The 26,532-nt window shown below is 72.3% G+C and carries 26 protein-coding genes; 16 read left to right on the forward strand and 10 right to left on the reverse strand.

Going from position 1 to position 26,532, the window contains the following annotated elements; genetic code table 11:
- Nucleotides 1-16 precede the first annotated feature (16 nt).
- The 5 genes from ACFV9H_RS31685 (at nt 17) to ACFV9H_RS31705 (ending at nt 5,464) form a co-directional block, all read left to right on the forward strand.
- Nucleotides 17-931, forward strand: coding sequence for a Rossmann-like and DUF2520 domain-containing protein (locus tag ACFV9H_RS31685; RefSeq protein ID WP_385404994.1), 915 nt, complete (start codon nt 17-19; stop codon nt 929-931).
- Nucleotides 928-1,920 carry a pantoate--beta-alanine ligase gene (gene panC / locus ACFV9H_RS31690; protein ID WP_385404997.1) on the forward strand — a complete coding sequence of 331 codons (993 nt, stop codon included), beginning with the start codon at nt 928-930 and terminating at the stop codon, nt 1,918-1,920. The genes ACFV9H_RS31685 and panC overlap by 4 nt, the downstream gene beginning before the upstream one ends.
- 68 nt (nt 1,921-1,988) lie before the next feature.
- Nucleotides 1,989-3,680, forward strand: coding sequence for an L-aspartate oxidase (locus tag ACFV9H_RS31695; RefSeq protein ID WP_385405053.1), 1,692 nt, complete (start codon nt 1,989-1,991; stop codon nt 3,678-3,680).
- Between the two features lie 2 nt (nt 3,681-3,682).
- Nucleotides 3,683-4,651, forward strand: coding sequence for a carboxylating nicotinate-nucleotide diphosphorylase (gene nadC / locus ACFV9H_RS31700; RefSeq protein WP_385405056.1), 969 nt, complete (start codon nt 3,683-3,685; stop codon nt 4,649-4,651).
- A 3-nt stretch (nt 4,652-4,654) separates the two neighbouring features.
- Nucleotides 4,655-5,464, forward strand: coding sequence for a type III pantothenate kinase (locus tag ACFV9H_RS31705; RefSeq protein ID WP_385404999.1), 810 nt, complete (start codon nt 4,655-4,657; stop codon nt 5,462-5,464).
- Here the strand turns inward: ACFV9H_RS31705 and ACFV9H_RS31710 are convergent.
- Nucleotides 5,461-5,661: a hypothetical protein gene (locus ACFV9H_RS31710; RefSeq protein ID WP_385405001.1), complete on the reverse strand. Its 201-nt coding sequence runs from the start codon at nt 5,659-5,661 to the stop codon at nt 5,461-5,463. The genes ACFV9H_RS31705 and ACFV9H_RS31710 overlap by 4 nt on opposite strands.
- A gap of 259 nt (nt 5,662-5,920) precedes the next feature.
- Here ACFV9H_RS31710 and ACFV9H_RS31715 point away from each other — a divergent pair, with 259 nt between their 5' ends.
- Nucleotides 5,921-7,042 (forward strand): DUF5937 family protein, encoded by a 1,122-nt coding sequence (locus tag ACFV9H_RS31715; protein WP_385405004.1) that lies wholly within the window; start codon nt 5,921-5,923, stop codon nt 7,040-7,042.
- A 151-nt stretch (nt 7,043-7,193) separates the two neighbouring features.
- The gene (locus ACFV9H_RS31720) at nt 7,194-8,741 is read left to right on the forward strand and encodes a M28 family metallopeptidase (protein ID WP_385405006.1); all 1,548 of its coding nucleotides are present in this window, start codon (nt 7,194-7,196) and stop codon (nt 8,739-8,741) included.
- 73 nt (nt 8,742-8,814) lie between these two features.
- Here ACFV9H_RS31720 and ACFV9H_RS31725 read toward each other — a convergent pair whose 3' ends face one another.
- Nucleotides 8,815-9,759: an SAM-dependent methyltransferase gene (locus tag ACFV9H_RS31725; protein ID WP_385405058.1), complete on the reverse strand. Its 945-nt coding sequence runs from the start codon at nt 9,757-9,759 to the stop codon at nt 8,815-8,817.
- 155 nt (nt 9,760-9,914) lie between these two features.
- Between ACFV9H_RS31725 and ACFV9H_RS31730 the strand changes: the two genes are divergently transcribed.
- A complete protein-coding gene (locus ACFV9H_RS31730) occupies nt 9,915-11,117 on the forward strand; it encodes a sensor histidine kinase (RefSeq protein WP_385405009.1) in 1,203 nt (400 codons plus the stop codon).
- Between the two features lie 17 nt (nt 11,118-11,134).
- Nucleotides 11,135-11,812, forward strand: a complete 678-nt coding sequence (locus tag ACFV9H_RS31735) for a response regulator (RefSeq protein ID WP_385405011.1) — start codon at nt 11,135-11,137, stop codon at nt 11,810-11,812.
- A 77-nt stretch (nt 11,813-11,889) separates the two neighbouring features.
- Here the strand turns inward: ACFV9H_RS31735 and ACFV9H_RS31740 are convergent, their stop codons facing one another.
- The 3 genes from ACFV9H_RS31740 to ACFV9H_RS31750 all read right to left on the reverse strand — a co-directional run bounded on the left by ACFV9H_RS31740 (nt 11,890) and on the right by ACFV9H_RS31750 (nt 14,514).
- Nucleotides 11,890-12,516 (reverse strand): hypothetical protein, encoded by a 627-nt coding sequence (locus ACFV9H_RS31740; protein ID WP_385405013.1) that lies wholly within the window; start codon nt 12,514-12,516, stop codon nt 11,890-11,892.
- A 136-nt stretch (nt 12,517-12,652) separates the two neighbouring features.
- A complete protein-coding gene (locus ACFV9H_RS31745; RefSeq protein ID WP_385405016.1) occupies nt 12,653-14,026 on the reverse strand; it encodes a PH domain-containing protein in 1,374 nt (457 codons plus the stop codon).
- Nucleotides 14,023-14,514 (reverse strand): PH domain-containing protein, encoded by a 492-nt coding sequence (locus ACFV9H_RS31750; RefSeq protein WP_385405019.1) that lies wholly within the window; start codon nt 14,512-14,514, stop codon nt 14,023-14,025. The genes ACFV9H_RS31745 and ACFV9H_RS31750 overlap by 4 nt, the downstream gene beginning before the upstream one ends.
- Before the next feature lie 31 nt (nt 14,515-14,545).
- Between ACFV9H_RS31750 and ACFV9H_RS31755 the strand changes: the two genes are divergently transcribed.
- From ACFV9H_RS31755 to ACFV9H_RS31775, 5 genes are all read left to right on the forward strand, one after another.
- The gene (locus ACFV9H_RS31755) at nt 14,546-15,688 is read left to right on the forward strand and encodes an NADH-quinone oxidoreductase subunit D (protein ID WP_385405021.1); all 1,143 of its coding nucleotides are present in this window, start codon (nt 14,546-14,548) and stop codon (nt 15,686-15,688) included.
- 45 nt (nt 15,689-15,733) lie between these two features.
- Nucleotides 15,734-16,582 carry an arylamine N-acetyltransferase gene (locus tag ACFV9H_RS31760; protein ID WP_385405024.1) on the forward strand — a complete coding sequence of 283 codons (849 nt, stop codon included), beginning with the start codon at nt 15,734-15,736 and terminating at the stop codon, nt 16,580-16,582.
- Between the two features lie 28 nt (nt 16,583-16,610).
- Nucleotides 16,611-16,826, forward strand: a complete 216-nt coding sequence (locus ACFV9H_RS31765; protein ID WP_385405027.1) for a hypothetical protein — start codon at nt 16,611-16,613, stop codon at nt 16,824-16,826.
- Between the two features lie 69 nt (nt 16,827-16,895).
- Nucleotides 16,896-17,231, forward strand: a complete 336-nt coding sequence (locus ACFV9H_RS31770; RefSeq protein WP_385405030.1) for a hypothetical protein — start codon at nt 16,896-16,898, stop codon at nt 17,229-17,231.
- An 84-nt stretch (nt 17,232-17,315) separates the two neighbouring features.
- Nucleotides 17,316-18,569, forward strand: coding sequence for an alpha/beta hydrolase family protein (locus tag ACFV9H_RS31775; protein ID WP_385405033.1), 1,254 nt, complete (start codon nt 17,316-17,318; stop codon nt 18,567-18,569).
- A 10-nt stretch (nt 18,570-18,579) separates the two neighbouring features.
- Here ACFV9H_RS31775 and ACFV9H_RS31780 read toward each other — a convergent pair whose 3' ends face one another.
- From ACFV9H_RS31780 to ACFV9H_RS31795, 4 genes are all read right to left on the reverse strand, one after another.
- Complete coding sequence (locus ACFV9H_RS31780; RefSeq protein WP_385405036.1) at nt 18,580-19,593, reverse strand: hypothetical protein; 1,014 nt, start codon at nt 19,591-19,593, stop codon at nt 18,580-18,582.
- A gap of 99 nt (nt 19,594-19,692) precedes the next feature.
- Complete coding sequence (locus ACFV9H_RS31785; protein ID WP_385405039.1) at nt 19,693-20,676, reverse strand: ABC transporter substrate-binding protein; 984 nt, start codon at nt 20,674-20,676, stop codon at nt 19,693-19,695.
- Between the two features lie 51 nt (nt 20,677-20,727).
- The gene (locus tag ACFV9H_RS31790) at nt 20,728-21,393 is read right to left on the reverse strand and encodes an ABC transporter permease (protein ID WP_385405061.1); all 666 of its coding nucleotides are present in this window, start codon (nt 21,391-21,393) and stop codon (nt 20,728-20,730) included.
- 7 nt (nt 21,394-21,400) lie between these two features.
- On the reverse strand, nt 21,401-22,093 hold the full coding sequence (locus ACFV9H_RS31795; protein WP_385405042.1) for an ABC transporter permease: 693 nt from the start codon (nt 22,091-22,093) through the stop codon (nt 21,401-21,403).
- Nucleotides 22,094-22,223: 130 nt separating this feature from the next.
- Between ACFV9H_RS31795 and ACFV9H_RS31800 the strand changes: the two genes are divergently transcribed.
- Nucleotides 22,224-23,189, forward strand: a complete 966-nt coding sequence (locus ACFV9H_RS31800; RefSeq protein ID WP_385405044.1) for an ABC transporter ATP-binding protein — start codon at nt 22,224-22,226, stop codon at nt 23,187-23,189.
- Nucleotides 23,190-23,327: 138 nt separating this feature from the next.
- Here ACFV9H_RS31800 and ACFV9H_RS31805 read toward each other — a convergent pair whose 3' ends face one another.
- Nucleotides 23,328-24,437 (reverse strand): alpha/beta hydrolase-fold protein, encoded by a 1,110-nt coding sequence (locus tag ACFV9H_RS31805; RefSeq protein ID WP_385405047.1) that lies wholly within the window; start codon nt 24,435-24,437, stop codon nt 23,328-23,330.
- Nucleotides 24,438-24,590: 153 nt separating this feature from the next.
- Between ACFV9H_RS31805 and ACFV9H_RS31810 the strand changes: the two genes are divergently transcribed.
- Nucleotides 24,591-26,438, forward strand: coding sequence for a phosphatidylglycerol lysyltransferase domain-containing protein (locus tag ACFV9H_RS31810; RefSeq protein ID WP_385405049.1), 1,848 nt, complete (start codon nt 24,591-24,593; stop codon nt 26,436-26,438).
- Nucleotides 26,439-26,532 lie beyond the last annotated feature (94 nt).

Below are 26,532 nucleotides of genomic sequence, written 5' to 3' on the forward strand. Positions count from 1 at the left end.
GGAAGGCCTTCCCCGCGTGAATCCATCACAGCAGCCGCGCCCTGCCCGGCTCGCCGTCGGCGTCGTCGGAGCCGGCCGGGTCGGACCCGCGCTGGCCCGTGCGCTCCAGCAGGCCGGGCACCGGCCCGTCGCCGTGTCGGGAGTCTCCGACGCGTCCGTGCGCCGGGCCGCCCGGATGCTGCCCGACGTGCCGCTCGTACCGCCCGCGCAGGTGCTGGAGCTGGCCGACCTGGTGCTGCTCACCGTGCCCGACGACGCGCTGCCGGGCCTCGTGGAGGGCCTCGCCGAGACGGGCGCCGTCCGGCCCGGACAGCTCCTCGTGCACACCTCCGGCCGGTACGGGACCTCCGTGCTCGACCCGGCGCGCCGTGCGGGGGCGCTGCCGCTGGCCCTGCACCCCGCGATGACCTTCACCGGCACCGAGGTCGACGTGCAGCGCCTGGCCGGCTGCTCCTTCGGCGTCACCGCCCCGGAGGAGTTGCGGCTGGCGGCCGAGGCCCTGGTCATCGAGATGGGCGGAGAGCCCGAGTGGATCGCGGAGGAGAGCCGTCCGCTCTACCACGCGGCTCTCGCGCTCGGCGCGAACCACCTGGTGACCCTGGTCGCCCAGTCGATGGAGCTGCTGCGCAAGGCCGGGGTCGAGCACCCCGACCGGATGCTCGGCCCGCTGCTCGGCGCGGCCCTGGACAACGCCCTGCGCTCCGGGGACGCCGCCCTGACCGGGCCGGTGGCCCGCGGGGACGCCGGTACGGTCGCCGCGCACGTCGCGGAGTTGCGCAAGCACTCGCCCGGCACGGTCGCCGGGTATCTCGCGATGGCCCGCACCACCGCGGACCGGGCCCTGGCGCACGGTCTGCTCAAGCCCGAACTCGCCGAGGACCTGCTCGGCGTACTCGCCGACGCGGAGCCGGAAGGGGGCAGTGCCCCGTGAGCGAACTGCTGCTCGACACCGCCGAGGAGCTGAGGAAGCTCCCGCGAGGCGGCCTGCGGGCCGTGGTGATGACCATGGGCGCCCTGCACGAGGGGCACGCCACCCTCATCCGCTCGGCCCGTGAGCTGGCCGGGCCCGAGGGGCAGGTCGTCGTCACCGTCTTCGTCAACCCCCTGCAGTTCGGGGCGAACGAGGACCTCGACCGCTACCCCCGCACCCTCGACGCCGACCTCGCGATCGCCGAAGGGGCGGGCGCCGACGCGGTGTTCGCGCCCGCCGCCGGCGAGGTGTACCCGGGTGGCGATCCTCAGGTGCGGATCAGCGCCGGGCCGATGGGCGGGCGCCTCGAAGGGGCCACCCGGCCGGGGCACTTCGACGGGATGCTGACCGTCGTCGCGAAGCTGCTCCACCTGACCCGTCCCGACGTGGCGTTCTTCGGCCAGAAGGACGCGCAGCAACTGGCCCTGATCCGGCGGATGGTGACGGACCTGAACTTCCCCGTGGAGGTGGTCGGCGTACCGACCGTCCGCGAGGAGGACGGGCTCGCGCTGTCCTCCCGCAACCGGTACCTCTCCCCCACGGAGCGGCGTACCGCCCTGGCCCTGTCGCGGGCCCTGTTCGCCGGACAGGACCGGCTCGCCGCGCAGGCGGCGCTGCGGGCCCGCGCCGAGGCCTCCCCGGCCAGCGACGAGCGGGCCACGGCCCTGGCCCGGCTGGGCGAGATCCGCGCCTCCGCCGACGCGCACGCCGTTTCGGCGGCGGGCGCCGGGCTGCCGGACGCCGTACGGGCCGCCGCGCGGCACGTCCTGGAGGAGGCGGGCCGGTACGAGCCTCCGCTCGTACTGGACTACCTGGCGCTGGTGGATCCGCAGGACTTCACCGACGTCGGCCCCGAGTTCACCGGGCAGGCCGTGCTGGCCGTCGCGGCGAAGGTGGGCGCGACCAGGCTGATCGACAACATTCCATTGGAATTCGGAGCACACACGTGAGCACCCCAGGCAGAGCCGTCCCGTCGGGCGGCACGGACGCGGGCTCGGGCAAGGGCCCGGGCACCGGCATACGGCTGAACGCGCCGGCCCCCGGCTGGGCCGTGGACGCCGACGTCGTCGTCGTCGGCTCGGGCGTCGCGGGCCTGACCGCGGCGCTGCGCTGCGCCGCCGCGGGCCGCCGGACGGTCGTGGTCACCAAGGCGCGGCTCGACGACGGCTCCACCCGCTGGGCCCAGGGCGGCATCGCCGCGGCCCTCGGCGAGGGCGACACCCCCGAGCAGCACCTCGACGACACCTTGGTCGCGGGCGCGGGCCTGTGCGACGAGGACGCCGTACGGCTGCTCGTCACCGAGGGGCCGGACGCGGTGCGCAGGCTGATCGCGGCGGGCGCCGTCTTCGACACGTCCGCGGATACCGGGGAGATAGAGCTGACCCGGGAGGGCGGCCACCACCGGCGCCGGATCGCGCACGCGGGCGGCGACGCCACCGGCGCCGAGATCTCCCGGGCGCTCGTCGAGGCCGTGCACGCGGCGGGCATAGAGACGGTGGAGAACGCGCTCGTACTGGACCTGCTCCAGGACGCGGAGGGCCGTACGGCCGGGGTGACGCTGCACGTCATGGGCGAGGGCCAGCACGACGGCGTCGGCGCCGTCCACGCCCCCGCCGTGATCCTCGCGACCGGCGGCATGGGCCAGGTGTTCTCCGCGACCACCAACCCGTCCGTGTCGACCGGCGACGGCGTGGCGCTCGCCCTGCGGGCCGGTGCCGAGGTCTCCGACCTGGAGTTCGTGCAGTTCCACCCGACGGTGCTGTTCCTCGGCCCGGACGCCGAGGGGCAGCAGCCCCTGGTGTCGGAGGCGGTCCGCGGCGAGGGCGCGTACCTCGTCGACGCGGACGGCGTCCGGTTCATGGTCGGGCAGCACGAGCTCGCCGAGCTGGCCCCGCGGGACATCGTCGCCAAGGGCATCATGCGCCGCATGCAGGAGCAGGGCGCGCAGCACATGTACCTGGACGCCCGGCACTTCGGCGCCGAGATGTGGGAGCAGCGCTTCCCCACCATCCTGGCCGCCTGCCGTGCCCACTGCATCGACCCGGTGACCGAGCCGATCCCGGTCGCGCCCGCCGCGCACTACGCGTCGGGCGGCGTACGGACGGACCTGCACGGGCGGACCACGGTCCCCGGCCTGTACGCCTGCGGCGAGGTCGCCTGCACCGGCGTGCACGGAGCGAACCGGCTGGCCTCCAACTCCCTCCTGGAGGGCCTGGTCTTCGCCGAGCGCATCGCCGACGACATCACCCGGCAGCCGCCCTCGGGCAGCGGACCGGGCGTCCCGGTCCCCGCGTCGGGGCCGCTGCAGCCCGCCGGGGCCCGGTACGAGATCCAGCGGATCATGACCGACGGCGCGGGCGTGCTGCGCTCCGCCGAGTCGCTGCGCACGGCCGCCGAGTCCCTCGAAGCGCTGTACTCGACCGCCCTGGGCGAGCTCGAAGCGCACGGCAAGACCGCCGAACCGGGTGTGGACACCTGGGAGGCCACGAACCTGCTGTGCGTGGCCCGGGTGCTGGTCGCCGCCGCCGAGCGGCGGGTGGAGACCCGCGGCTGCCACTGGCGCGAGGACCACCCGGACCGGGACGACGCCGCCTGGCGGCGCCACCTGGTGGTCAGGCTGTCCGCGACCGAGAAGCGGGCCCTGGTCGTCACCCCCACCGACTCCGCGGACTTCCCGTCCGTGACCCACCCCCTCAGCCTGGAGCAGTGACCGTGAGCACCCCCGAACTTCCCCTGATCGACCAGAACGACGGCGGCTGCGGCGACGACTGCGCCTGCGGCGACGGCGAGGAGACCGGCCTGGACCCGGCGCTGGCCCAGCTGCTGGTGGACGCGGGCCTCGACCCCATCGAGGTCGAGGACATCGCCCACATGGCGCTCTCCGAGGACCTGGACGGCGGGGTCGACGTGACCACCGTGGCCACCGTCCCCGAGGACGCCGAGGCCGTCGCGGACTTCGTCGCGCGTGAGAACGGCGTCGTGTCCGGCCTGCGCATCGCCGAGGCCGTGTTCTCCGTGGTCTGCACGGAGGCCTTCGAGGTGGAGCGGCACGCGGAGGACGGCGACAGCGTCGAGGCCGGGCAGCTGCTGCTGTCCGTACGCTCCCGCACCCGCGACCTGCTGACGGCCGAGCGCAGCGCGCTGAACATCCTGTGCCGGCTGTCGGGAATCGCGACCGCGACCCGCCGCTGGGCCGACGTGCTGGAGGGCACCGGCGCGAAGGTCCGCGACACCCGCAAGACCACCCCGGGGCTGCGCGCGCTGGAGAAGTACGCGGTGCGCTGCGGCGGCGGCGTCAACCACCGCATGTCGCTGTCGGACGCCGCGCTCGTGAAGGACAACCACGTGGTGGCCGCGGGCGGCGTCGCGCAGGCCTTCAAGGCCGTACGGGAGGCCTTCCCGGAGGTCCCGATCGAGGTCGAGGTCGACACCCTGGAGCAGATCGGCGAGGTCTTGGCGGCGGGCGCCGACCTGATCCTGCTGGACAACTTCACGGTCGAGCAGACCGCCGAGGCCGTGGCCCTGGTGGCCGGTCGCGCGGTGCTGGAGTCCTCGGGCCGCCTGACCCTGGACACCGCCCGGGCGTACGCCGAGACCGGCGTGGACTACCTGGCGGTCGGCGGGCTGACCCACTCCTCGCCGATCCTCGACATCGGCCTCGACCTGCGCGAGGCGGTGTAACCGATGCTCCTCACCATCGACGTAGGCAACACCCACACGGTCCTGGGCCTGTTCGACGGTGACGAGATCGTCGAGCACTGGCGCATCTCGACCGACCCGCGACGCACGGCCGACGAGATGGCCGTGCTGATGCAGGGCCTGATGGGCATGCACCCGATGCTCGGCAGCGAGCTGGGCGACGGCATCCACGGCATCGCGATCTGCTCGACGGTGCCGTCGGTCCTGCACGAGCTGCGCGAGGTCACCCGCCGCTACTACGGCGACGTCCCGGCGGTGCTGGTGGAGCCCGGGATCAAGACGGGCGTGCCGATCCTCATGGACAACCCGAAGGAGGTCGGCGCGGACCGCATCATCAACGCGGTCGCGGCGGTCGAGCTCTTCGGGGGCCCGGCGATCGTGGTCGACTTCGGTACGGCGACCACCTTCGACGCGGTGTCCGCGAAGGGCGAGTACGTGGGCGGGGTCATCTCCCCCGGCATCGAGATCTCGATGGAGGCGCTCGGCGTACGGGGTGCGCAGCTGCGCAAGATCGAGCTGGCCCGGCCGCGGAACGTGATCGGCAAGTCCACGGTCGAGGCGATGCAGTCGGGCGTGGTCTACGGGTTCGCGGGCCAGGTCGACGGGATCGTGAACCGGATGGCGAAGGAGCTGGCCGGTCCTGCGGGCGACCCGGACGACGTACGGGTGATCGCCACCGGTGGTCTGGCGCCGATCGTCCTCGGGGAGTCGTCGGTGATCGACGACCACGAGCCGTGGCTGACGTTGATCGGGCTCCGGCTGGTGTACGAACGCAACGCGCCGAATTTCGACTAGCCGAGCCGCAGCAGCCTGCGCGCCGCCGCCCACCAGGGGTGCCCTGCCGGGCGGCCGTCCAGGACCGCGCGGAACTGCTCGTAGGAGCGGGCGGAGCGGATGACGGCGAGGTCGTCGCGACCGGGTGGGGGTGGCGGCGGGTCGCCGTGCTGGGACGCCCGCCAGGCGTCTATGAGGTACTGCTCCATGGAGGTCATGCCTCCACCCTGACCCCGTTGCCGTGATGCCGCACGACGATTGACGGCCCGCGTCAATCCGGGCCGCGGCGCGGGGCCCAACGCCGGCGAGGCTGAAGATCCAGCCTCGCCGGCGTTTGAGGCGCTGGGGGTCCCCCCGGACGAAGTCTGGGGGAGGGTCCGGGGGCAGAGCCCCCGGCAGCGGCGGGGCGGGCGGAAACACTCGCTCGGCCGTGCGGGCCTCGCACCCCCACGCGGGGCCAACCGACAGAATGGCCTGATGGGCGTCACCATCGACATCGCAGGCCTCCCCGAGCGGCGGATCTCCTTCTCGCCCTCACCACTCGCGGAGCTCTGCATGGCGTTGCACGCGCTGTCGCAGCCCGCCCATCACCCCGCGCTGGCCTCCTGGACCGCCGCCACCACCGCCGCGCTCGATCCGAGCCTCGCGGACCGGCTGCTGGAGGCGGACTTCATGTGGCGCAGTTCCTTCTCCGACATCTTCATGGCCTTCGCCGGCATCCCGGACGGGACCGGGCTGCCCGCCGCGACCCTGGCCGCGGAGCTCGACGTGGTCGACCGGCTGGACGACGAGCGGTTCGTGATGGCCGCCCTGGAGCACTGCTGGATGGCGCTGTACGACGAGGGCATGCCCTCCCCGCTGACGGACCCCCGCGCCCGGGCCAAGGCCCTGGAGACGGCCGCCGCGCGCGGCCCCCGCCAGCTGGACTTCTCGCTGCGGCTGCTGGACGACCCGAGCGGGGTCCGGGTGTGGATGCGGCGCCTCCTGGAGGAGTGCGACGAGGCCTTCTTCGCCGAGACCTGGCGGCGGATCGAGCCCGGTCAGAGCGCGGACGCCCGGCACAAGACCGAGGTGCTGCGCCACAAGGGGCTGCCGGCCGCGCTGAAGGAGGTCTCCTCGGCGCTGAGCGTGGACGAGGCCCGTACCACCATCACCGCGGACAAGATGGTCAACGGTTCGACCACCGCGACCGACGCTCGAATAGGCACGGGCCTGGTGTTCGTACCGACCAATTTCGGCTGGCCGCATCTGCTCGTGCTGCACGCGCCGGGCTGGCGTCCGGTGGTCCACTATCCGCTCGGCACCCCCGAACTGGCCTCCGGTCCGGGCTCGGTGGAGCTGCTCCAGCGGCGGATGGAGGCGCTGGCGCACCCGATGCGGATGAGGCTGTGCCGGAGCCTGGCGCGGGCCCCGTACACGACCAGCGAGTTGGCGGCCCTGTACGGCATCACCGCGCCCGAGGTGTCGCGGCACCTTTCCGTCCTGAAAAAGGCCGGTTTGATGCATACGCGGCGCCAAGGCCGGTACGCCCAGCATCAGTTGGACCTGGGCGCCGTGGCGCGCATCGGTTCGGACTTCATCGAGGGCATCCTCCGCTAGGCCCCCTGCCAGGCCCGAAGCCGTCCAAGTCGCCGATATACGGAATTCATAAACCGGAATCAGTGAAAACTCTGGTCAGAGTGGCCCCTTGTTGCTTAACGTGCGTCCACCGCTCCTCCCTGCTCGCACTTTTGCCGTGGAAGGACCTTGCATGCCCTCACGCCGTATAGCCGCAGCAACCGCCGCCTTGGCCGCTGCGGCCCTTGTCTCCCCGCTGATGCTCGCCGGTCCGGCCGGCGCCACGAGCCCTGCGAGCGATGCCGCGCGGGCTGACGCACTGGCCAGGAAACTGGTGAAGGACTCGACGGGCAAGGGTGCCTACAACCACCTGAAGGTGCTCCAGTCGATCGCCGACTACAACAACGGCACCCGTGTGGCCGGTTCCAAGGGCCACGAGCAGTCCGCCAAGTACGTCGAGGCCGTGATGCGGGCGGCCGGCTACAAGGTCACGAAGAACGAGTTCGAGTTCGTGTACGTCGAGGCCATCGCCGAGAAGCTCACGGTGAACGGCGCGAACGCGCACGACGTCCCGATCCACCTGATGACGTACACGGCGAACTCCCCGGCCGGGGGCGTCACCGCCCAGGTCGCCGCCGCTCCCGTCGACGCGGACGGGACGAACGGCTGCGAGCCGGGCGACTTCGCCGCCGGCGCCTTCACCGGCAAGGTCGCGCTGATCAAGCGCGGTGGCTGCACCTTCGCGACCAAGCAGACCAACGCGGCTGCCGCCGGCGCGGTCGGCGCGGTCATATACAACAACACCGAAGGCGCCCTGAACGGCACCCTCGGCGACCCGAACGTGGGCAAGATCCCGACCGGCGGCATCACCCTGGCCGACGGCCAGAAGCTCGCCGCCGACGTCGCGGCCGGCCCGGTCGAGGTCACCCTCGACATCCGGCAGCTGCGCGAGAACCGCAAGACGTACAACGTCGTCGCGGAGACCCGCGGTGGCGACGCGAACAACACCGTCTTCCTCGGCGCGCACCTCGACTCGGTCGCGGCGGGCCCGGGCATCAACGACAACGGCTCCGGCTCGGCCGGCATCCTGCAGGTCGCGCAGCGTCTCGCGAGCAGCCAGGACAAGATCAAGAACAAGGTCAAGTTCGCCTGGTGGTCGGCTGAGGAGTTCGGCCTGCTCGGCTCGGAGGCGTACGTCGACGGGCTGACGGACGAGCAGAAGAAGCAGATCAAGCTCTACCTGAACTTCGACATGATCGCCTCGCCGAACTCCGCGTACTTCGTCTACGACGGCGACGACTCGGACGCGACGGGCGCGGGCCCCGGCCCGGAGGGCTCCGCCCAACTGGAGAAGGGGATCACCAGCTTCCTCGACTCCAAGAACATCCCGCACGAGGGCACGGACTTCTCCGGGCGCTCGGACTACGGCCCGTTCATCGCGGTGGGCATCCCGTCCGGCGGTACGTTCACGGGCGCCGAGGGCATCATGACGGCCGAGCAGGCCGCGAAGTTCGGCGGCCAGGCGGGCGTCGCCTACGACGTGAACTACCACGGCAAGGGTGACACCCTCGCGAACATCGACCAGAAGGCGCTCGACATCAACGTCGACGTCATCGCGGACGCGGTCGGCCACTACGCCTTCGACCTGGCGCCCCTGTCGCGGCCGGTCGTCTCCGAGCCGACCAACGGCACGGGCAGCGGCGGCGGCCTGCACACGGGCCACGACGAGGTGACGGAGTAACGAAGCCCCCATCCGCCGGGCGCGGCACCGCTGCCGGGGGCTCTGCCCCCGGCAACGGCGCCGCAGGGCTACGTCAGCCAGTCGCCCCCGGCCACGCCGCCCGGATCCCCACGGGCTGGCAGAGCCACAAGAAGTCCCCCAGCCCCCCGCGAGCGGTGAGCTCGACCGCCTCGCCCGCCAAGGACAGCGCGCGGACATACGCCGCCGGATCCGTGGAGGCCAGGGCCAGCGGGGGGCGGGCTCCCGAGACGCCGAGGGCGGTCAGTGCGGCCCGCTGGGTCAGCAGCACCGCGCCGGGGCCCGCGCAGGAGTCCAGTGCCACGTGCGCGGTGACATCGCAGCTGCCGTCCGGGACGGGCGGGACTTCCCGGCCCGCGCGGAAGCCCGTCAGGGTGCCGTACGGGGGCCTCGCCTCCCGGGTGTGGGCGTAGTCCACCGCCACCGCCAGGCCCCGTTCCACCGTCGCCGCGGCGGCCGCCCAGGCCTCGTCGCGGGCCCGGCCGATCTCCGCGCGGCCGGCGAGCTCGCCGCCGGGCCACCAGCGCTCCAGCCAGGCCCGGTCCTCGGGGTCGAGGGGCCCGCCCGGGGACTCCGTACCGTCGCCGGCGACCAGTACGTAGTGCCCGTCCTCGGCCACCTCCAGCGGTACGTTGTCCAGCCACTCGTTGGCGAAGAGGAGTCCCGTCGTCCTCTCGGGCGGCCGCGCCACCCAGAGGATCCTCGGGTCGAGTCCCTCCGGCCGCCGCGCGCGCTCGACCGCGTACGGACGCACCCGCGCGGCCACTTCCGCCGGCAGCGCGGCGAGCACACCGGCCACCAGCTCCCCGCGCCCGGCCCCCATGTCGACCAGGTCCAGCTCCCGCGGGTGCCCGAGCTCCGCGTCCACCCGGCGCAGCAGCCGGGCCACGGCCCCCGCGTACAGCCCCGAGGCGTGCACCGAGGTGCGGAAGTGCCCGGCGGGCCCGGGCCCGCCGGGGCGCACGTAGAAGCCGCCGGGGCCGTACAGGGCGGCTTCCATCGCCGCCCGCCACCGAACCGGATCCACGACTTCAGACTGAGTGCTCACCACGCAAAGGTTAATTTCACCGTCCACCTTGCGGAGTACGCCCCCCGTGCGAGGTTCGCACCTCTGGTTGACTCCAGCACCTGTCGCCGTTCCCTACTCTGGGTTACGTGCAGCGCCTCTACGACTTCCTCCGCAGACACCCGACGGGCGTCGACAGCTTCTGGGCTGTCCTCTTCTTCGGGGTCTCGATGTTGAACGTGGTGGGCGACGACGGCATCGGGACCGGCTCCCGGTTCGCCATGGTCCCCGCGGTGGTCGCCCTGAGCACCGCCGTGGCACTGCGCCGCAGGTGGACGCAGGCGATGTTCTGGGTCACCCTCGGCGCCGGGCTCTACCAGCTGGTCCTGGGCTTCGAAGCGGGCGTGTACGACTTCGCGATGCTCGTCATCCTCTTCACCGTGGCCGCGAGCGAGGTGCCCCGCTGGGTCTCCCGGACCGCCCTGGGCTGGGGACTGGCCGCCGCACCGCTCTACTTCGTGCGGTTCGGAGTGGACAAGGGGACGAGCGACACGGACAACGTCCTCTTCACCGTCTTCATGATCGTCCCCTTCGTCCTGGCCTGGGTGATGGGCGATTCCCTGCGCACCCGCCGGGCCTATTACGCCCAGATCATCGAGCGCAACCAGCGGCTGGAGAAGGAGCGCGAGGCGCAGTCGAAGGTGGCGGTGGCCGCCGAGCGCGCCCGGATCGCCCGCGAGCTGCACGACGTCGTCGCGCACAACGTCTCGGTGATGGTGGTCCAGGCCGACGGGGCCGCGTACGTCATGGACGTGGCTCCGGAGCAGGCCAAGGAGGCCCTCCAGACGATCTCCGGGACCGGCCGCCAGGCGCTGGCCGAGATGCGCAGGCTGCTGGGCGTCCTGCGCACGGGCGAGCCGCAGGAGTCCGAGGACTACGTGCCGCAGCCGGACGTCGAGCAGATCGAGGTCCTGGTCGAGCAGGTACGGGCGGCGGGGCTCGCGGTGGACTTCGAGGTCGAGGGCGCGCCGCGGCGGCTGCCCAGCGGAGTCGAGCTGACGGCGTACCGGATCGTGCAGGAGGCGCTGACCAATACGCGCAAGCACGGGGGTCCGGACGCGAAGGCGAGCGTGCGGCTGGTCTACTTCGACGACGGGCTCGGTCTGCTCGTCGAGGACGACGGGCGGGGCGCGGCGCACGAGTTGTACGAGGACGGCGGCGCGGACGGCGCCGGGCACGGGCTGATCGGCATGCGCGAGCGGATCGGTATGGTCGGCGGGACCCTGGACGCGGGGCCGCGGCCGGGCGGCGGCTTCCGGATCAGCGCGCTGCTCCCACTCAAGAAGCGATGACGAGGACGAGGTAACCGATGTCCATCCGCGTGATGCTGGTAGACGACCAGGTGCTGCTGCGCACCGGTTTCCGGATGGTGCTGGCCGCACAGCCGGACATGGAGGTCGTCGCCGAAGCGGGCGACGGCCTGGAGGCGCTGGAGGTGCTGCGGGCCACGAAGGTGGACGTGGTGCTGATGGACGTCCGCATGCCGAAGCTCGACGGCGTCGAGGCGACGCGGCGGATCTGCGAGCCGGAGGAGCACCCGAAGGTCATCATCCTGACCACCTTCGACCTGGACGAGTACGCCTTCTCGGGGCTGAAGGCGGGGGCGAGCGGCTTCATGCTGAAGGACGTCCCGCCGGCCGAGCTGCTCGCGGCGATCCGCTCGGTGCACAGCGGGGACGCGGTGGTCGCCCCGTCCACGACGCGGCGCCTGCTGGACCGCTTCGCCCCGATGCTGCCGACGACCACGCAGGAGCCGCAGAACAAGGACGTCGAGCGGCTGACGGAACGTGAGCGCGAGGTCATGCTGCTGGTGGCCCAGGGGCTGTCGAACGGTGAGATCGCGGCCCGGCTGGTCCTCTCCGAGGCCACGGTGAAGACGCACGTGGGCCGGATCCTGACGAAGCTGAACCTGCGCGACCGCGTGCAGGTGGTGGTCCTGGCGTACGAGACGGGCCTGGTGCGGGCCGGGAGCGGTCCGGCCATGTAGCGGCCGGGCAGCGCGTCCCCACGCTCGGGCCGCCCGGGCCCGAGCGGGGGATCCCGTCCGCTCGCCAATGGCGCGCGTCAGCTCCGCACGACGAACTCACAGCCCGCCTGGATGTTGTCGAGGGTGGCCGCATCGGCCACGACGAGGTCGAAGGCGCCGCCGCCGCACTGGACCCGGTCGTAGCCGCCGTTGCGGCTCACGATGGTGTCGTTTCCGCCCCGGCCGTCGAAGGTGACGGTGCCGATCGGGATCGGGGAGTTCCAGCCGTCGGGGTCGGTCAGCCGGTCGGTGCCGAAGCCACCGTAGATCTTGTCGTCGCCCGCTCCGCCGTCGACGTCGTTCGGCACCGGCCCCAGGAGGGTGTTGTCGAAGACGTCGTTCCGGTCACCCAGCGAGGCCTGGATGCGGGTCGTGCCGGCGACCGTGCCGCACCGGACGGTGTTGAGGTCGACCGGGACGCAGCCCGGACCGGGGGTGATCCTGCTCGTCGAGTCGTTGATCTCGAGGAAACCGCCGTTGTCGCTGATCTTCACGGTGTTCTGTTCCCCGGGCAGAGCCGCGAAGCGGACCTCGCCCCCCGACCGCGACGCGAACGAAGGATCGGCGGCCGCGGGACCGGCGAGCGCCACTGTCAGCGTGAGGGCGCCCAGGGCGGGGGCGGCCAGGCGGGCCGTGCGCAGGAGACGTGACGTGTTCGGGTTCATCTGTGCTGTCCTTCGGGTTGTCGATGACGGATCGTGTCGAGAATCCGACGCCCCGTTCGCTACCCGGAGTCACCCGCAAGCCGGTGTGACAATCGGAGAGTTAGCCCCTGTGCCACGCTCAACCCCTCGTCCGGCCCTACGTCATCCAGCGGTCCGGGCGGGCCGCGGCGCGTGAGGTGCGGGAGCGCGCGGCTTGGGCGCGCAGCAGCTCGGCGGCCTCGCCCGCCGCCCGCAACCGGGCGGTGACCGTGCCGTTCGCGCCGGTGTCCACGTGGACGTCGGCCAGGCCGCGGGCGCGTTCCCAGGGGCCCTGGGTGAGCCGGACGCTCTGCACCTTGGCGTGCGGGACGACCTCCGTACGCCGGCACAGGCGGCCGTGCCGGGCGGCGAACACGTCCGGGGAGAGCGCCAACGCGTACCCCTTCCACCACACCGGGACCACCCAGCGCGCGGCGGCCCGCGGTGCCCCGGAGAAGGACAGCGCCGCCAGGTCCACCCCCGGCAGGACCCGGGCGATCACGGCGTGGGCGGCGGCCCGCGAGGCCACCGGGACCAGCAGCCCGTTCTTCGAGCCGGCCACGGCCAGCTCCACCCGGACCCAGCCGCGCCGCCGCCACAGCAGCGGCTCCACGATCCGTACGCTCTGCACCCGCCCCGGCGGCACCGTCTCGTGGACCCGGTCCAGCAGTCCGTGGTCCAGGCGCAGCCCGTCCGGGGACTCGGCGACCGTCCAGTCGTAGTCGGCGAGGAGACGGCCCGCGCTGCCCTTCCAGAGCGCGCCGGCCACCGGGAGCAGGACGGCGAGGGCCACCCACGGGCTGGAGCTGAACCAGAACACGAGCACCGGCCCGATCACGACGCCGGCCACCGCCGCCCAGAAGCCGAGGCTCAGCACCAGGGACACGACGAGGTCGCGCGGCCGGACCCGCAGCAGCTCCCGCTCGGGGGCCTCGCCCAGGCGCACCGCCTCCTCGGGGGCGAAGCCGGCCGCCCGGGCGAGGAGCTCCGCGCGCAGGGCGACGGCCTCCTTCTCGCCGAGGAAGGACAGCTCGTCCTTGTCCTCCGTACCGATCACGTCGAGCCGCAGGCTGGCGACCCCGGTCAGCCGGGCCAGCAGCGGCCGGGTGACGTCGACCGCCTGGAGCCTGTCGAGGCGGATGTGCGCGGTGCGGCGGAAGAGCAGCCCGCTGCGGATGCGCAGCTCGGTGTCGGTGACCTCGTAGTGGGTGAACCACCAGCTCAGGAACCCGTACACGCCGAAGACGAGGACCAGACCGAGCACGCCCACCACCCGGAGCACCGCGGACAGCTCCGCGATCCACTCCCCGGCGCGGTCGCCCTGCTGGGCTATGACGCCGACGGTGGCGGCGATCGGCACCCAGGCCCTACGCAGCGGGGTGAAGGGGTGCAGCCGACGCCCTTCACCCGCCGTACCACCTGCGGGGTCTCCGGCGGGGTCGCCCGCAGCGGGTCCGGCGGTGGGGGCCGCGCCCGACGGGTCGGGGGTCACAGGCCCGCCGACCTTGCCTCGCCGAGCTCGGTCAGGCGGTCGCGCAGCCGTTCCGCCTCGGCCGGCGCCAGGCCCGGGATCCTGGCGTCCGTGGCGGCGGCCGCCGTGTGCAGTTGCACGGAGGCCAACCCGAAGCGCCGCTCCAGCGGGCCCGAGGTCACCTCGACCAGCTGCATCCGCCCGTACGGGACCACGGTCTCCTCCCGCCACAGCACGCCCCGGCTGATCAGCAGGTCATCCGCGCGTTCGGCGTACCGCCAGGACCGCCAGTTCCGGCCCAGCAGCACCCATCCCCAGGCCGCGGCCGCCGCCCAGACCAGGGCGAGGGCCGCCCATCCCGGGCCCACGAACAAGCCGAGCAGGACGCCGGTCGCCACCATCAGGAGGATCGTCCAGATCGCCAGCAGCGTCCGCCGCAGGGCCAGCAGCCCACCCGGCAGCCCCACCCACCCGGGCGACGCCGTCTCACCCACTGTCCCCGTATCCATCCCTACACACTAGGGCTGAGACAATGCCCGCATGACGGAGACCACGGTCGGCATCGGCGGCGCGGCGGAGAGCACCGACATGGTGCTCAACATCGGGCCCCAGCACCCTTCCACGCACGGCGTGCTGCGCCTGCGCCTCGTCCTGGACGGGGAGCGGATCGCCAGCGCCGACCCGGTGGTCGGCTATATGCACCGCGGTGCGGAGAAGCTCTTCGAGGCCCGCGACTACCGGCAGATCGTGATGCTCGCGAACCGCCACGACTGGCTGTCCGCGTTCTCCAACGAGCTCGGCGTGGTCATGGCCGTCGAGCGGATGCTCGGCATGGAGGTCCCCGAGCGCGCGGTGTGGATGCGGACGCTCCTCGCCGAGCTGAACCGGGTCCTGAACCACCTGATGTTCCTCGGGTCCTACCCCCTGGAGCTCGGCGGGATCACTCCGATCTTCCACGCCTTCCGCGAGCGCGAAGAGCTCCAGGCCGTCATGGAGGAGATCTCCGGCGGCCGCATGCACTACATGTTCAACCGGGTCGGCGGCCTCAAGGAGGACCTCCCGGCCGGCTGGCTCGGGCGGGCCCGCGAGGCCATCGCCGACGTCCGCACCCGGATGGACGTCTACGACAAGCTGGTCCACGGCAACGAGATCTTCCGCGGCCGCACGCGCGGCGTCGGCGTCCTGTCCGCCGAGGCGGTGCACGCGTACGGGGTCTCCGGCCCGATCGCCCGCGCCTCCGGCGTCGACTTCGACCTGCGCCGCGACGAGCCGTACCTGGCCTACGGCGAGCTCCAGGACGTCCTCAAGGTGGTCACCCGCGCCGAGGGCGACTGCCTGGCCCGCTTCGAGGTCCTCCTCGACCAGACCCACAACGCCCTCGACCTCGCCGAGGCCTGCCTGGACCGGATGGCCGACCTGCCGCCCGGCCCGATCAACCAGCGCCTGCCCAAGGTCCTGAAGGCGCCCGAGGGTGCCACGTACGCGTGGACCGAGAACCCCCTCGGCATCAACGGCTACTACCTGGTCTCGAAGGGCGAGAAGACCCCGTACCGGCTGAAGCTGCGCAGTGCCTCCTACAACAACATCCAGGCCCTGTCGGTGCTCCTGCCGGGGCAGCTCGTCGCGGACATGGTCTCGATCCTGGGCTCGCTGTTCTTCGTCGTCGGCGACATCGACAAGTAGACATATAAACGGACTTGAAGGGTCATCGGCATTTAGAGTGGGCCGATGACCACCACCACTGGCATATTCGACGGCTACCTGCGGCGGCTCGGCACGACCGGACCCCATACCCCGTCCGTCGAGGGGCTCTTCGCGCTCCAGCGGGCCCACCTCGAACGCGTCCCGTACGAGAACATCGACATCCAGCTCGGCCGGCCGCCCGGCATCGACCCCGAGCTGTCGGCCCGCCGCTTCGGTGCCGGGCGGGGCGGCTACTGCTTCCACCTCAACGGTGGATTCGCCGCCCTCCTCGAATCGCTCGGGTACGACGTCACCCGCCACGTCGGCGCGGTGTACGAAGACGCCGACGTGCGGGAGATCAACGGAAACCACCTCGCGCTGACCGTGCGCGTCGACGGCGAGAGCTACTTCGTCGACGCCGGACTCGGCGACGGCCCGCACGAGCCGCTGCCGCTGCGCGAGGGCAGCCACGAGCAGGGCGGGTTCCTCTACCGCCTGGAGCGGCTCGACGGCGCCGAGCAGGGCTGGACCTACCACAACACCGGCGGCCCCTTCCCCGTCATGAACTTCCGCTCCGCACCCGCGACGATGGCCGACTTCGCCGAGGAGCACCTTCGGCTGTCGACCGCGCCGGACTCCCCCTTCATCCGGACCCTGGCCGCGCTGCGCCGCGACGCCACCGGCATCGACCTGCTGCGCGGGCGGATACTGACCCGCATCGACCCGGAGAAGGGTCCCGTCGAGCGGGAACTGGGCAGCGCCGAGGAGCTGTTCGACGCCCTGACCGGCGTCTTCGGGCGTGAGCTCGACGACCTCACCCCTGCGGACCGGGACGCGCTGTGGGCCCGGGTCGAGCAGGCCCACGAGGCGTGGCTCGCCTCCCAGCAGGGCTGATGTCGGTGGGGCAGGGCAGACTTGGGGCATGTCCCACTCCCCCCGTCGGGCCTGCCCCACCTGCGGCCGCGACTGCGCCGTGACCGCCGGTCGGATCGCCCGCCACGACCCGCCCGCCGGGCGGAGCCGCGGCGACATGGTGTCCTGCCCCGGATCGCGGGCCCGGGTGGTGCTGGGCGCCTCGGCGCCGGTGTTGGACGGCTTCGTGCTGTCCGAGCACCCGGGGCAGCTACCGCTGTTCTGAGTAGCGGAGCCGTGCGGGCTGAGTAGCCGCGCGGGTCCCCGTACCGCCGTCGCCGAACAGGATGGGGGCATGACCTGGAAGCAGCAGCCCGCAGCCGTCTCCCCGCCGCCGTCCGAGGACAGGATCCGGATCCGCGGTCGGTCGGTCCTGGCGCTCCTCCTGCTCCTGCCGGCGCTGTTCGTGGCGAAGTTCCTGCTGCTGGCCACCGACAGGGGCGGCCGGTGCTTCGTGAACGACATCGAATGCACGCCGTTCCCGGTCGAAGCCTTCGGGGCACTGCTCGTCGCCACGGTGGTGGCCGCCGTCCTCGCGATCGCCACGCCGGTGCGGGTGGGGCGGCTCGCGCTCGGCGTCCAACTCGCCCTGGAAGCCGCGGCCGTGGTTCTCGTCCTGGCGCTCCCCTGAGCCTCCACCCGGGGGCTTTCCCCCCTCAACTGGCGGGGGTAGCCCGGATGTTGAGGCGCGCGGGCCGACCGTAGCGTTCGAGCCATGACGAACACACAGGCGCAGAGGCAGATCCGGGCGAAGAGGCGGTGGCTGCGGCGCGGGGCCGCCGCCGTGGCCCTCGCGGCCGTACTCGGCGGGGTCGCCGCCCCGGCCGCGCTGGCCGCGCCCACCGCCGCCTCCCACGGCACCGCGCAGCGCGGCACCCTGCTCTCCGTCGCCCCGGCCGACTCCCTGGACCGCGCGGGCGTCGCCGCGTACCTCTCCGGCCTCGACATGGACGCGGGCACCGTCCGGTACGGGATCACCGCCCATCGGCTGACCTACGCCACCGTCGACCCGCAGGGCCGCCCCACCACCGCCACCGGGCTCCTCGTACTGCCGCAGGGCGGCCCGCACCGCCTCGACCTGGTCTCCGACACCCACGGCACCACCGCCCACCGGGACGCCGCCCCTTCGGGCGGGGCCGGCTACAACCGGTTCACCCCGTACCTGCACGCCTCGGCCGGTCGGGCCGTCGCGGCCCCCGACTACCTGGGCCTCGGCGGCGGGCCCGGCCGGCACCCCTACATGGACACCGCGTCCTCCGTCACCGCCTCCGTGGACATGCTGCGGGCCGCCCGCACCGCCGGGGACCGGTTGGGCCGCCCCGTCACCCGAGACGTGTACGCCACCGGCTTCTCGCAGGGCGGGCAGGTGGCGATGGCCCTGGGCCGCGAACTCTCCCGCCCCGGCAGCCACTTCCGGCTGCGCGCGCTGGCCCCGATAGCCGGGCCCTACGACCTGACCGGCTCCGAGGTCCCCGGCATCACCGACGGCCGGGTCGCCCCGCGCACCGCCGTCTTCTACCTCACCTACGCCCTCACCGCGCAGAACCGGGTGCACCCGCTCTACAAGGACCCTGCCGAGGTGTTCCGCGCACCTTATGCACAGGCTGTGGAAAGTCTGTTCGACGGGAGCCACACGGAGGAGGAGATCGTCGCCGCGCTGCCCGCGACACCCCAGGAGCTGCTCACCCCGGAGTGGTACGAGAACATCCGCGCCCCGCACGGGGAACTGCTCGACTTCCTGAAGGCGAACGACGACGCGTGCGACTGGAAGCCGGCCGTCCCCGTACGCCTCTACACGGGCACCGCCGACACCGACGTGCCGATCGCGAACACCCGCGCCTGCGCGGCCGACCTGGCCCGCCACGGGGTCCGGGCGCGGGTCGTCGACCAGGGGCCGGACGCCGACCACTTCACGACGGCGATCCGCTCGGCCCCCCAGGTGACCCGCTGGTTCGACTCGCTCCGATAGTCGCCAGTCGCTAGGAGATGGCGCTGCGGAGCCGGGCCACGTCGATCGGCTCCGTCTCGTCGTGGGCCGTCAGGTCGATGACCTGGCCCACCGGGCGGGTCTGCTCGGGCTCCGTGGACTCCGCCGCGGGCTTCGCCCCGGCGGGGGCCTGCGCGGTCTCCGCCTGGTGGACGGCGAGGGCCTCGGCGCCGACCACGTCGGCCAGGTCCTCGTTCTGGACCGCCTCGATGGCCGCGCGGGCCTGCGCCGCGTTCTTGGTGCCGAAGAAGTCGAAGCCGCCCTCGGCCCGGGAGGCCGGGCGCCGCTGGGAGGCGTACGGGGCCACGGGCGCGGCGGGACGGCGCGCGGGGAGCGCGGCCGGGCGGGCATGGGTCTCGGCGGCGGGCAGCGCCGGGCGGGTCTGCTTCCTGGGCTCGGGCTCCGGCTCGGGCCCGGAGGGCTTCTTGCGTGCCAGCGCGACCATGGCCGCGTGGGCCCGGGCGTAGCCGACCGCGGTGGGCGCGCCCGCCGAGGTGCGCTCCTCGGTGACGGCCGGCAGTTCCTTCGGCGCGGGCGCCGGGGCCGTGGTGGCGGCCTCGATCGCGAGCAGCCGGCGGCCCTCCAGGGCGCTGGCCCGCTCGGTCTCGGCGGTCGCGTACCGCCGCAGCAGCGCCGCGTGTTCGCCGCGCAGTCCCGCGAGTTCGACCCGCTTGGCGCGCAGCTTCCTTTCGAGCTTGCCGCGCAGCATCCGGGCCTCTTCGAGGTCGGATTCGAGCTCGGCTATCCGCTCTTCCGTCTTCCACTCGTCCTTGACCCGCTCGCGCGCGAGCTCCGCGACGCGGCGGCCCGCCGACCGGTCCCAGGCGCGCATGACGACGGCGCCGGCGACTCCTGCGACCGCCGTGAGGGCCACGAGCAGTCGTAGTGCCACAGGGTCCGCGAGCAGCCAGGCGGCGCCGGCACCGACGACGGACACACCGGCGACGGTCGTCGGCGTGAGCAGCCGGTGCAGGGGTTCGGGGTTGCGGTGGCGTCCACGGGGCATGGCCTGAAATTTACAGGGCGTGGACCTCGATTGGGGTACCCGCCCGGGAAACTGTTCCCAGGCGGTTACCCGTCATTTCCGGCGCAAACCGCGTGACCGTTACTTCTTCACAAGCCCCTTGGACTCCAGATAGGCCTTCGCGACGTCCGCCGGCTTGGCGCGCTCCGCGTCGACCTTGCGGTTCAGCTCGACCAGGTCGGCCGTGGTGAGGGCCTTGGTCAACTTGTCGAGCGCCGCCGCGATCTCCGGGGCCCCGGCATCCTTGGCGTTGACCACCGGCAGCACGTTGTCGGCGCTCTGGAGCTTCTTGTCGTCCTCCAGCAGGACCAGGCCGTAACCGTCGAGCGTGGCGTCGGTGGTCGTGGTCAGCACCAGCTGGTCCGCGCCGTCCTTGACCGCCTGCTTGGCCTGCGGGGTGCCGACGCCCTTCGGGTCGATACCGGAGACCTGAATTCCGTATGTTTTCGTCAACCCGGGGGCGCAGAAGGGCCGGACGGCACATTCGTCGCCCGCCGCGATCTTCACCTTGAGGCCGGACTTCCCGAGATCGGAAAGGGTCTTCAGGTTGTTCTTCTGGGCGAATTCCTTGGTCACCGCGAAGGCGTTCTGGTCGACCGCCGAACCGGCCGGGAGGGCCTTCAGACCGAGCGGGGCCGCGAGCTTCTCCAGGCCGGCCACGGTCGCCGCGACATCGCTCGACGCGACGGGCTTCTCCTCCGGCGCCTTCGGGCCGTTCACCTTGGCGTTGAGGAACTCCGCGAGCGTCGCCGCGTACTCCGGGACGACGTCGATCTCGCCCTTCTCCAGCGACGGCTCGTACAGCTCGCGGTTGTTGACCGTCTTGATCGACGTGCTGTAGCCGGCGTCCTTGAGCACCTGCGCGTACAGCTCGGCCAGCACGTTGGACTCGGTGAACCCGGCGGCGCCGACCACCAGGCTGCCCTGGGCGCCGCCCGAGGCGGGGGTGGCGGAGGCGCCGCCGTCCTTGCTCTTCTCCAGGCTGTCGCCGCCGCACGCGGCCAGCGACACCGTCAGCGCGAGGGCGCCCAGGGACGCGCCGAGGACGCGTGTGGTCTTGCTCATGGAAGAACTCCGTTCGAGGCGGGGAAAAGGGGCATGGAGCAGGTAAGGGGATCAGCGCGGGGTCGTCCGCGGCAGCAGCCGCTCCGCGGCCACCAGCGCTCCCTCCACCAGCAGGGCGAGCGCCGCCACCAGCAGCGCGCCCGCGACGACCTGCGCGGTGTTGTAGGTGTTGAAGCCGGCCGTGATGATCCGGCCGAGGCCGCCCTGGCCGACCATCGCCGCGATCGTGGCCGTGGCGACGACCTGCACGGCCCCGGAGCGCAGCCCGGTCATCACCAGGCGCCGGGCGAGCGGCAGTTCCACCCGGAAGAAGAGCTGGGCGCCGGACATGCCCATGCCCCGGGCGGCCTCCACCACCGAGCGGTCCACCTCGCGCATGCCGACGTACGCGTTCGTCAGCAGCGGCGGCACGGCGAAGAGCACGAGCGCGGCGATCGTCGGCAGGTAGCCCGCGTTGCGCAGCGGGGAGACCATGAACAGGGCCAGCACCGCGAAGACCGGCACGGCCCGCCCGATGTTCGACACGTTCACCGCGAGGGCGCCGCCCTTGCCGAGGTGGCCGAGGTACAGCCCGACGGGCAGCGCCACCGCGCAGGCGAGTCCGAGCGCGACCCCGCTGACGTAGACGTGCTCGGCGAGCCGGTGCCAGACACCGCTCTCCCCCGCCCAGTTGGCGCCGTCCGCCAGCCAGTCCCAGGCGTCCCCCGCCACACCCATCGCCACGTCAGGCCTCCTTGGCGGCCGGCCGGCGCCCGGCCCGGGTCCACGGCGTGAGCAGCCGCTGTACGCCGAGCAGCAGCAGGTCGGCGACGAGCGCGAGCAGCACGCACAGCACGGAGGCGGTGAGCACCTGGGCTTTGAAGGAGCTGTTCACCGCCGGGGCGATGAGGTTGCCGAGGCCGCCCTTGCCGACGATGGAGCCGACGGTGGTCAGCGCGACCGTGGACACCGTCGCGATCCGCACCCCGGCGAGCAACGCGGGCAACGCGAGCGGCAGTTCGACCTGCCACAGCAGCCGGCCCGGACCGTACCCCATGCCGCGCGCGGCCTCCCGCACCTCCTCGGGCACGGCCTCCAGGCCGGCCAGCGCGTTGCGGACCAGGATGGTCAGCGAGTACAGCACGAGCCCGGTCACCACCAGCGCCGCCGACAGCCCGAAGAGCGGCAGCAGCAGGGAGAACATGGCGAGCGAGGGGATCGTGTAGAGCAGGGTGGTGAGCCCGAGCACGGGCGCCGCCCAGCGGCGGCCGCGGCGGGCCAGCAGGGCGAGCGGGAGGGACACGGCGAGGCCGATGAGGACCGACGCGCCCGTGATCCAGATGTGTTCGAGCGTGGCGTCGGTGAGCTCCTGGGAGCGGGAGGAGACGTACTCCCAGCAGAACCAGTCGTTCGCCACCAGGCAGTTCTGCCCGGCCATCTCCTCACCCCCGTCACCGAACGCACGTGGGTTCGACCATAACCCCCGGCACTGTCCATGGCCGGAATCCTTCGCACGTGGGCAACACGCCCTTCACAAACCGGTAGGCCCGGTAGGGAAGGATGGCGGGGTGATCCGATTCGAGCACGTGACCAAGCGCTACCCCGACGGGACGACGGCCGTCGAGGACCTGTCCTTCGAGGTGGCGGAGGGCGAGCTGGTCACGCTCGTGGGCCCCTCCGGCTGCGGCAAGACGACCACGATGAAGATGGTCAACCGGCTGATCGAGCCCACCTCCGGCCGGATCCTGCTCGGCGGCGAGGACATCGCCGCAGCCGACCCGGTCGAGCTGCGCCGCCGCATCGGGTACGTGATCCAGCAGGTCGGGCTGTTCCCCCACAAGACGGTGCTGGAGAACACGGCGACCGTGCCGTTGCTGCTCGGCACCCCGAAGGCCAGCGCCCGCGCGCGGGCCGCCGAGTTGCTGGAACTGGTCGGCCTGGATCCGGCCGTGTACGGGGGCCGGTACCCGGACCAGCTGTCGGGCGGGCAGCGGCAGCGCGTGGGCGTGGCCCGCGCCCTCGCCGCCGATCCGCCGGTGCTGCTGATGGACGAACCGTTCGGCGCGGTGGACCCGGTGGTGCGCGAGCGCCTGCAGAACGAGTTCCTGGCGCTCCAGCGCACGGTGCGCAAGACGATCCTGCTCGTCACGCACGACCTGGAGGAGGCGATCCGGCTCGGCGACCGCATCGCGGTCTACGGACAGGGCACCATCGAGCAGTTCGCCCGCCCGGCGGCGGTGCTCGGCGCGCCGGCCACCGACTACGTGGCCTCCTTCGTCGGCGCCGACCGGGGGCTCAAGCGGCTCGCGGTCACCGCGGTGGAACGGGCCGACCTGACGGCGGCCGAGGACGGCGCCCCCGTCGCCGCGGCGGTGGAGTTGGGCGCGTCGCTGCGCGAGGCCCTCGCGGCGCTGCTCCAGGAGGACTCGGGCCGGATCGGGGTCACCGATCCGGACTCCGGCGCGCTGGTCGGCGTACTGACCCCGGAGGGCGTCCACCGGGCGCTGCGCCGGACCGAACCGCAGCACGCGTAACCCGCCCCGGCGGGCGCGGAAGAGGCGGGGCCCGCAACGCGCGGAAACGCCCGTGCCCGGCCTGGACGGGCCGGGCACGGGCGTTGGCGTTGGCGTTGGCGTCGGTCGGGTGGGCCGAGCGCGAGCGGGCCCGGCGGGTCAGGCCTGGATGCGGCCGCTCATCCACACCAGCATCGGCGGGATCTCGCGTCGCCACGTGTTGAAGTTGTGGCCGCCGCTGTCGAGGATGATCGAGGAGACCCGGTCCGGGCTCTGCACCTTCTTGATGAACTTCTTGGTGTCCCCGAGGTTCGGCTCGCCCTTCTCGCTGCTGGTGACGAGGAAGGACGTACCGCTCGGCTTCTTGTTCTCGATGCTGTGCAGGACGTCGGCGCGCTTCTTCAACTTGCCGTCCCCGTGGAAGAGGTCACCGGTCGTCGGGTCGTCCGGTGCGTCGTAGTACGCGGACAGCCCCGCGGCCGCGCCGAAGGTCTCCGGGTAGTGCGCCGCGATCTTCAGCGCGCAGTATCCGCCGGTGGAGTTGCCGATGAAGCCCATGTTCTCCGGCTTCTTGCCGACCCGGAAGGTGTCCTGGATGGCCTGCGGCAGGTCCACGCCGAAGAAGGTCTCGGTCTGCGGGCCATCGGGTATGTCCACGCACTCGGTGTCGCGCGGCGGCGCGACGGTCGGGCGCAGCATGACCAGGATCATCGGCTTCATCTTGCCCGCCTTGGACAGGCTGAAGGCCTTCATGGGGTAGTCGAGCCCTTTGATCAGGTTCTCGGCGGTGCCCGGGTAGCCCGTCAGGACGATCGACGCGGGGAAGTTCTCGTTCTTGTGCTGCGGCTGGAAGTACTCCGGCGGGAGCCACACGTAGCCGGGGCTCGATATCTTCGACTTCTGCCCGGTGATGGCAACCTTCAGGATCTGTCCGCCGACCTGAGGCTTGGCTCCGCCGGGCACGTCCAGCTTCTGCTTGTCGACGACCTTGATGTCCTTGCTGCTCATCGAGTGGTCGACGACCTTGCCCATGGACGTCTCCTGGCCGAACAGGTCGGCCCAGGAACCGTAGAAGAGGAACGACTTGTTGGCCGCGAGCCCCACAGCCGAGAACAGCGCCAGCTGGGTCGCCAGCAGGAGCCCGATCCGGCCGGCGACGGAGCGCCAGCTGCGGCTCGAGAGCTTCGGCCAGAACCACACGGTGGCCGCGAAGAGCAGCACACCGGCGAGGACGGCCAGCACAAGAACCGTGTTACTGGTGAGACCCATGAGCAGTCAGTCGACTTTCTGATGGCAGGACTGGAAATTTCCGACGGAAGAGTGAACCCGCTCCTCGTCGACGTCGTCCTAATGGACGCACCACACTCCGGAGGCTGTCGCGGCCTTCGGCCACATGATTCTCTCGCGGAGCAACGGGAAGCGATGTCTAGCAGGATAGATGGCGATAAGTCCGGACAGGTTCCGTCCCTGGTGGGCCGAATCCTCCGGGGTCCCCGACCGGAGGCCGTCCCCGGTCTCGTAGGTACGGCCGTCACGTTCGTCGGCCTGCTCGACATCGCGGCGGGGGTCTTCCCGCGTTTCCGGCACAGCCGGATCCACGCGATCACCGAGGTGCTGCCCGGCTCCCTGGGCCCCTTCGCCGCGGCCATGTCGATCAGCGCGGGCGTGCTGCTCCTGCTGCTCGCGCACGGCCTCAAGCGGCACAAGCGGCGCGCCTGGCGGGCCGCCGTCGTGCTGCTCCCGGCGGGCGCGGTCGCGCAGTTCAACTCCCGGCACTCCGTCATCGGCGTGATCATCGCGGCGGTGCTCCTCGCGCTGCTGCTGCGCCACCAGGGTGAATTCAAGGCGCTGCCCGACCCGCGCAGCCGCTGGAAGGCGCTCGCGAACTTCGTACTGATGAGCGCCGGCTCCATCGGCCTCGGCCTGCTCATCGTCAACGTCCACCCCAACAAGGTGGTCGGCAACCCGAGCCTGTCCGAGCAGCTCACCCACGTGGTCTTCGGGCTCTTCGGCTTCGAGGGTCCCGTCAACTACGCCGAAAGGGTGTCCTGGACCGTCGGCTACTCCCTCGGCGCCCTCGGCATGCTGACCGCCCTGACCACCATGTACCTGGCCTTCCGCCCCGAACACCCGGCCGCCCGCCTCACCGCCGACGACGAGACGAAGCTGCGCGAGCTCCTCGCCAAGCACGGCGGCCGCGACTCCCTCGGGCACTTCGCGCTCCGCCGCGACAAGGCCGTCGTCTTCTCCCCGAGCGGCAAGGCCGCCGTCACCTACCGCGTCGTCTCCGGCGTGATGCTCGCCTCCGGCGACCCGATCGGCGACGTCGAGGCCTGGCCCGGCGCCATCGAGCGGTTCATGGAGGAGGCCAAGGCCCACTCCTGGACCCCGGCCGTCATGGGCTGCAGCGAGACCGGCGGCGAGGTCTGGACCCGCGAGACCGGCCTGGACGCCCTGGAGCTGGGTGACGAGGCGATTGTCGATGTCAAAGACTTCTCCCTCTCGGGCCGCGCCATGCGCAATGTCCGCCAGATGGTGAAGCGCATCGAGCGCAACGGCTACACCACCAAGGTCCGCCGGGTCAGCGAGCTGACCGAGGAGGAGCTGGAGCAGGTCCGCGGCGCGGCCGAGGCCTGGCGCGGCACCGACACCGAGCGCGGCTTCTCCATGGCCCTGGGCCGGGTCGGCGACCCGGGCGACGGCGACTGCTTCATCGCCACCGCCCACCGGGTGGAGGAGGGCGACACCAGCCCCTTCGGCGACCTCAAGGCGATCCAGCACTTCGTCCCGTGGGGCAAGGACGGCATGTCGCTGGAGCTGATGCGCCGCGACCGCTCCGCCGACCCCGGCATGAACGAGCTGCTGATCGTGGCCTCCCTGGAGGCCTCCCCCGGCCTCGGCATCGAGAAGGTCTCCCTCAACTTCGCGATGTTCCGTTCGGCGTTGGCCCGCGGCGAGAAGATCGGCGCCGGACCGGTGCTGCGGATGTGGCGCAGCCTGCTGGTCTTCCTCTCCCGCTGGTTCCAGATCGAGTCGCTGTACAAGTTCAACGCGAAGTTCCGCCCCCGCTGGGAGCCCCGCTTCGTGGTCTTCCGCACCACCCGCGACCTGCCCCGCATCGGCTTCGCCGCGATGCAGGCCGAGGGCTTCGTGACGCTGGCGCTGCCGCGGCTGTTCGCGAGCCGCCGCCGCCCCAAGCCGGTCCGCACGTGCACGCACAACCAGATGCCGTCGGTCCGCCAGGCCGACCGCGAGATCCAGGCGGCCTGAACCCCGACCGGGCGCACCCCTCAAACGCCGGCGGGGCTGGATCTTCCAGCCCCGCCGGCGTTTGAGGCGCGGGGGTTCGGGGGCGGAGCCCCCG

The sequence above is a fragment of the Streptomyces sp. NPDC059874 genome, assembly GCF_042731135.1.
Lineage (GTDB): Bacteria > Actinomycetota > Actinomycetes > Streptomycetales > Streptomycetaceae > Streptomyces.

Bases quoted from the DNA above. Each gene is read 5' to 3' on its own strand.
- ACFV9H_RS31705 (WP_385404999.1), top strand. From the start codon at position 4,655: ATGCTCCTCACCATCGACGTAGGCAACACCCACACGGTCCTGGGCCTG.
- ACFV9H_RS31710 (WP_385405001.1), bottom strand. From the start codon at position 5,661: ATGACCTCCATGGAGCAGTACCTCATAGACGCCTGGCGGGCGTCCCAG.
- ACFV9H_RS31715 (WP_385405004.1), top strand. From the start codon at position 5,921: ATGGGCGTCACCATCGACATCGCAGGCCTCCCCGAGCGGCGGATCTCC.
- ACFV9H_RS31720 (WP_385405006.1), top strand. From the start codon at position 7,194: ATGCCCTCACGCCGTATAGCCGCAGCAACCGCCGCCTTGGCCGCTGCG.
- ACFV9H_RS31725 (WP_385405058.1), bottom strand. From the start codon at position 9,759: ATGGAAGCCGCCCTGTACGGCCCCGGCGGCTTCTACGTGCGCCCCGGC.
- ACFV9H_RS31735 (WP_385405011.1), top strand. From the start codon at position 11,135: ATGTCCATCCGCGTGATGCTGGTAGACGACCAGGTGCTGCTGCGCACC.
- ACFV9H_RS31740 (WP_385405013.1), bottom strand. From the start codon at position 12,516: ATGAACCCGAACACGTCACGTCTCCTGCGCACGGCCCGCCTGGCCGCC.
- ACFV9H_RS31750 (WP_385405019.1), bottom strand. From the start codon at position 14,514: ATGGATACGGGGACAGTGGGTGAGACGGCGTCGCCCGGGTGGGTGGGG.
- ACFV9H_RS31755 (WP_385405021.1), top strand. From the start codon at position 14,546: ATGACGGAGACCACGGTCGGCATCGGCGGCGCGGCGGAGAGCACCGAC.
- ACFV9H_RS31760 (WP_385405024.1), top strand. From the start codon at position 15,734: ATGACCACCACCACTGGCATATTCGACGGCTACCTGCGGCGGCTCGGC.
- ACFV9H_RS31765 (WP_385405027.1), top strand. From the start codon at position 16,611: ATGTCCCACTCCCCCCGTCGGGCCTGCCCCACCTGCGGCCGCGACTGC.
- ACFV9H_RS31770 (WP_385405030.1), top strand. From the start codon at position 16,896: ATGACCTGGAAGCAGCAGCCCGCAGCCGTCTCCCCGCCGCCGTCCGAG.
- ACFV9H_RS31775 (WP_385405033.1), top strand. From the start codon at position 17,316: ATGACGAACACACAGGCGCAGAGGCAGATCCGGGCGAAGAGGCGGTGG.
- ACFV9H_RS31780 (WP_385405036.1), bottom strand. From the start codon at position 19,593: ATGCCCCGTGGACGCCACCGCAACCCCGAACCCCTGCACCGGCTGCTC.
- ACFV9H_RS31785 (WP_385405039.1), bottom strand. From the start codon at position 20,676: ATGAGCAAGACCACACGCGTCCTCGGCGCGTCCCTGGGCGCCCTCGCG.
- ACFV9H_RS31790 (WP_385405061.1), bottom strand. From the start codon at position 21,393: ATGGGTGTGGCGGGGGACGCCTGGGACTGGCTGGCGGACGGCGCCAAC.
- ACFV9H_RS31795 (WP_385405042.1), bottom strand. From the start codon at position 22,093: ATGGCCGGGCAGAACTGCCTGGTGGCGAACGACTGGTTCTGCTGGGAG.
- ACFV9H_RS31805 (WP_385405047.1), bottom strand. From the start codon at position 24,437: ATGGGTCTCACCAGTAACACGGTTCTTGTGCTGGCCGTCCTCGCCGGT.
- ACFV9H_RS31810 (WP_385405049.1), top strand. From the start codon at position 24,591: ATGTCTAGCAGGATAGATGGCGATAAGTCCGGACAGGTTCCGTCCCTG.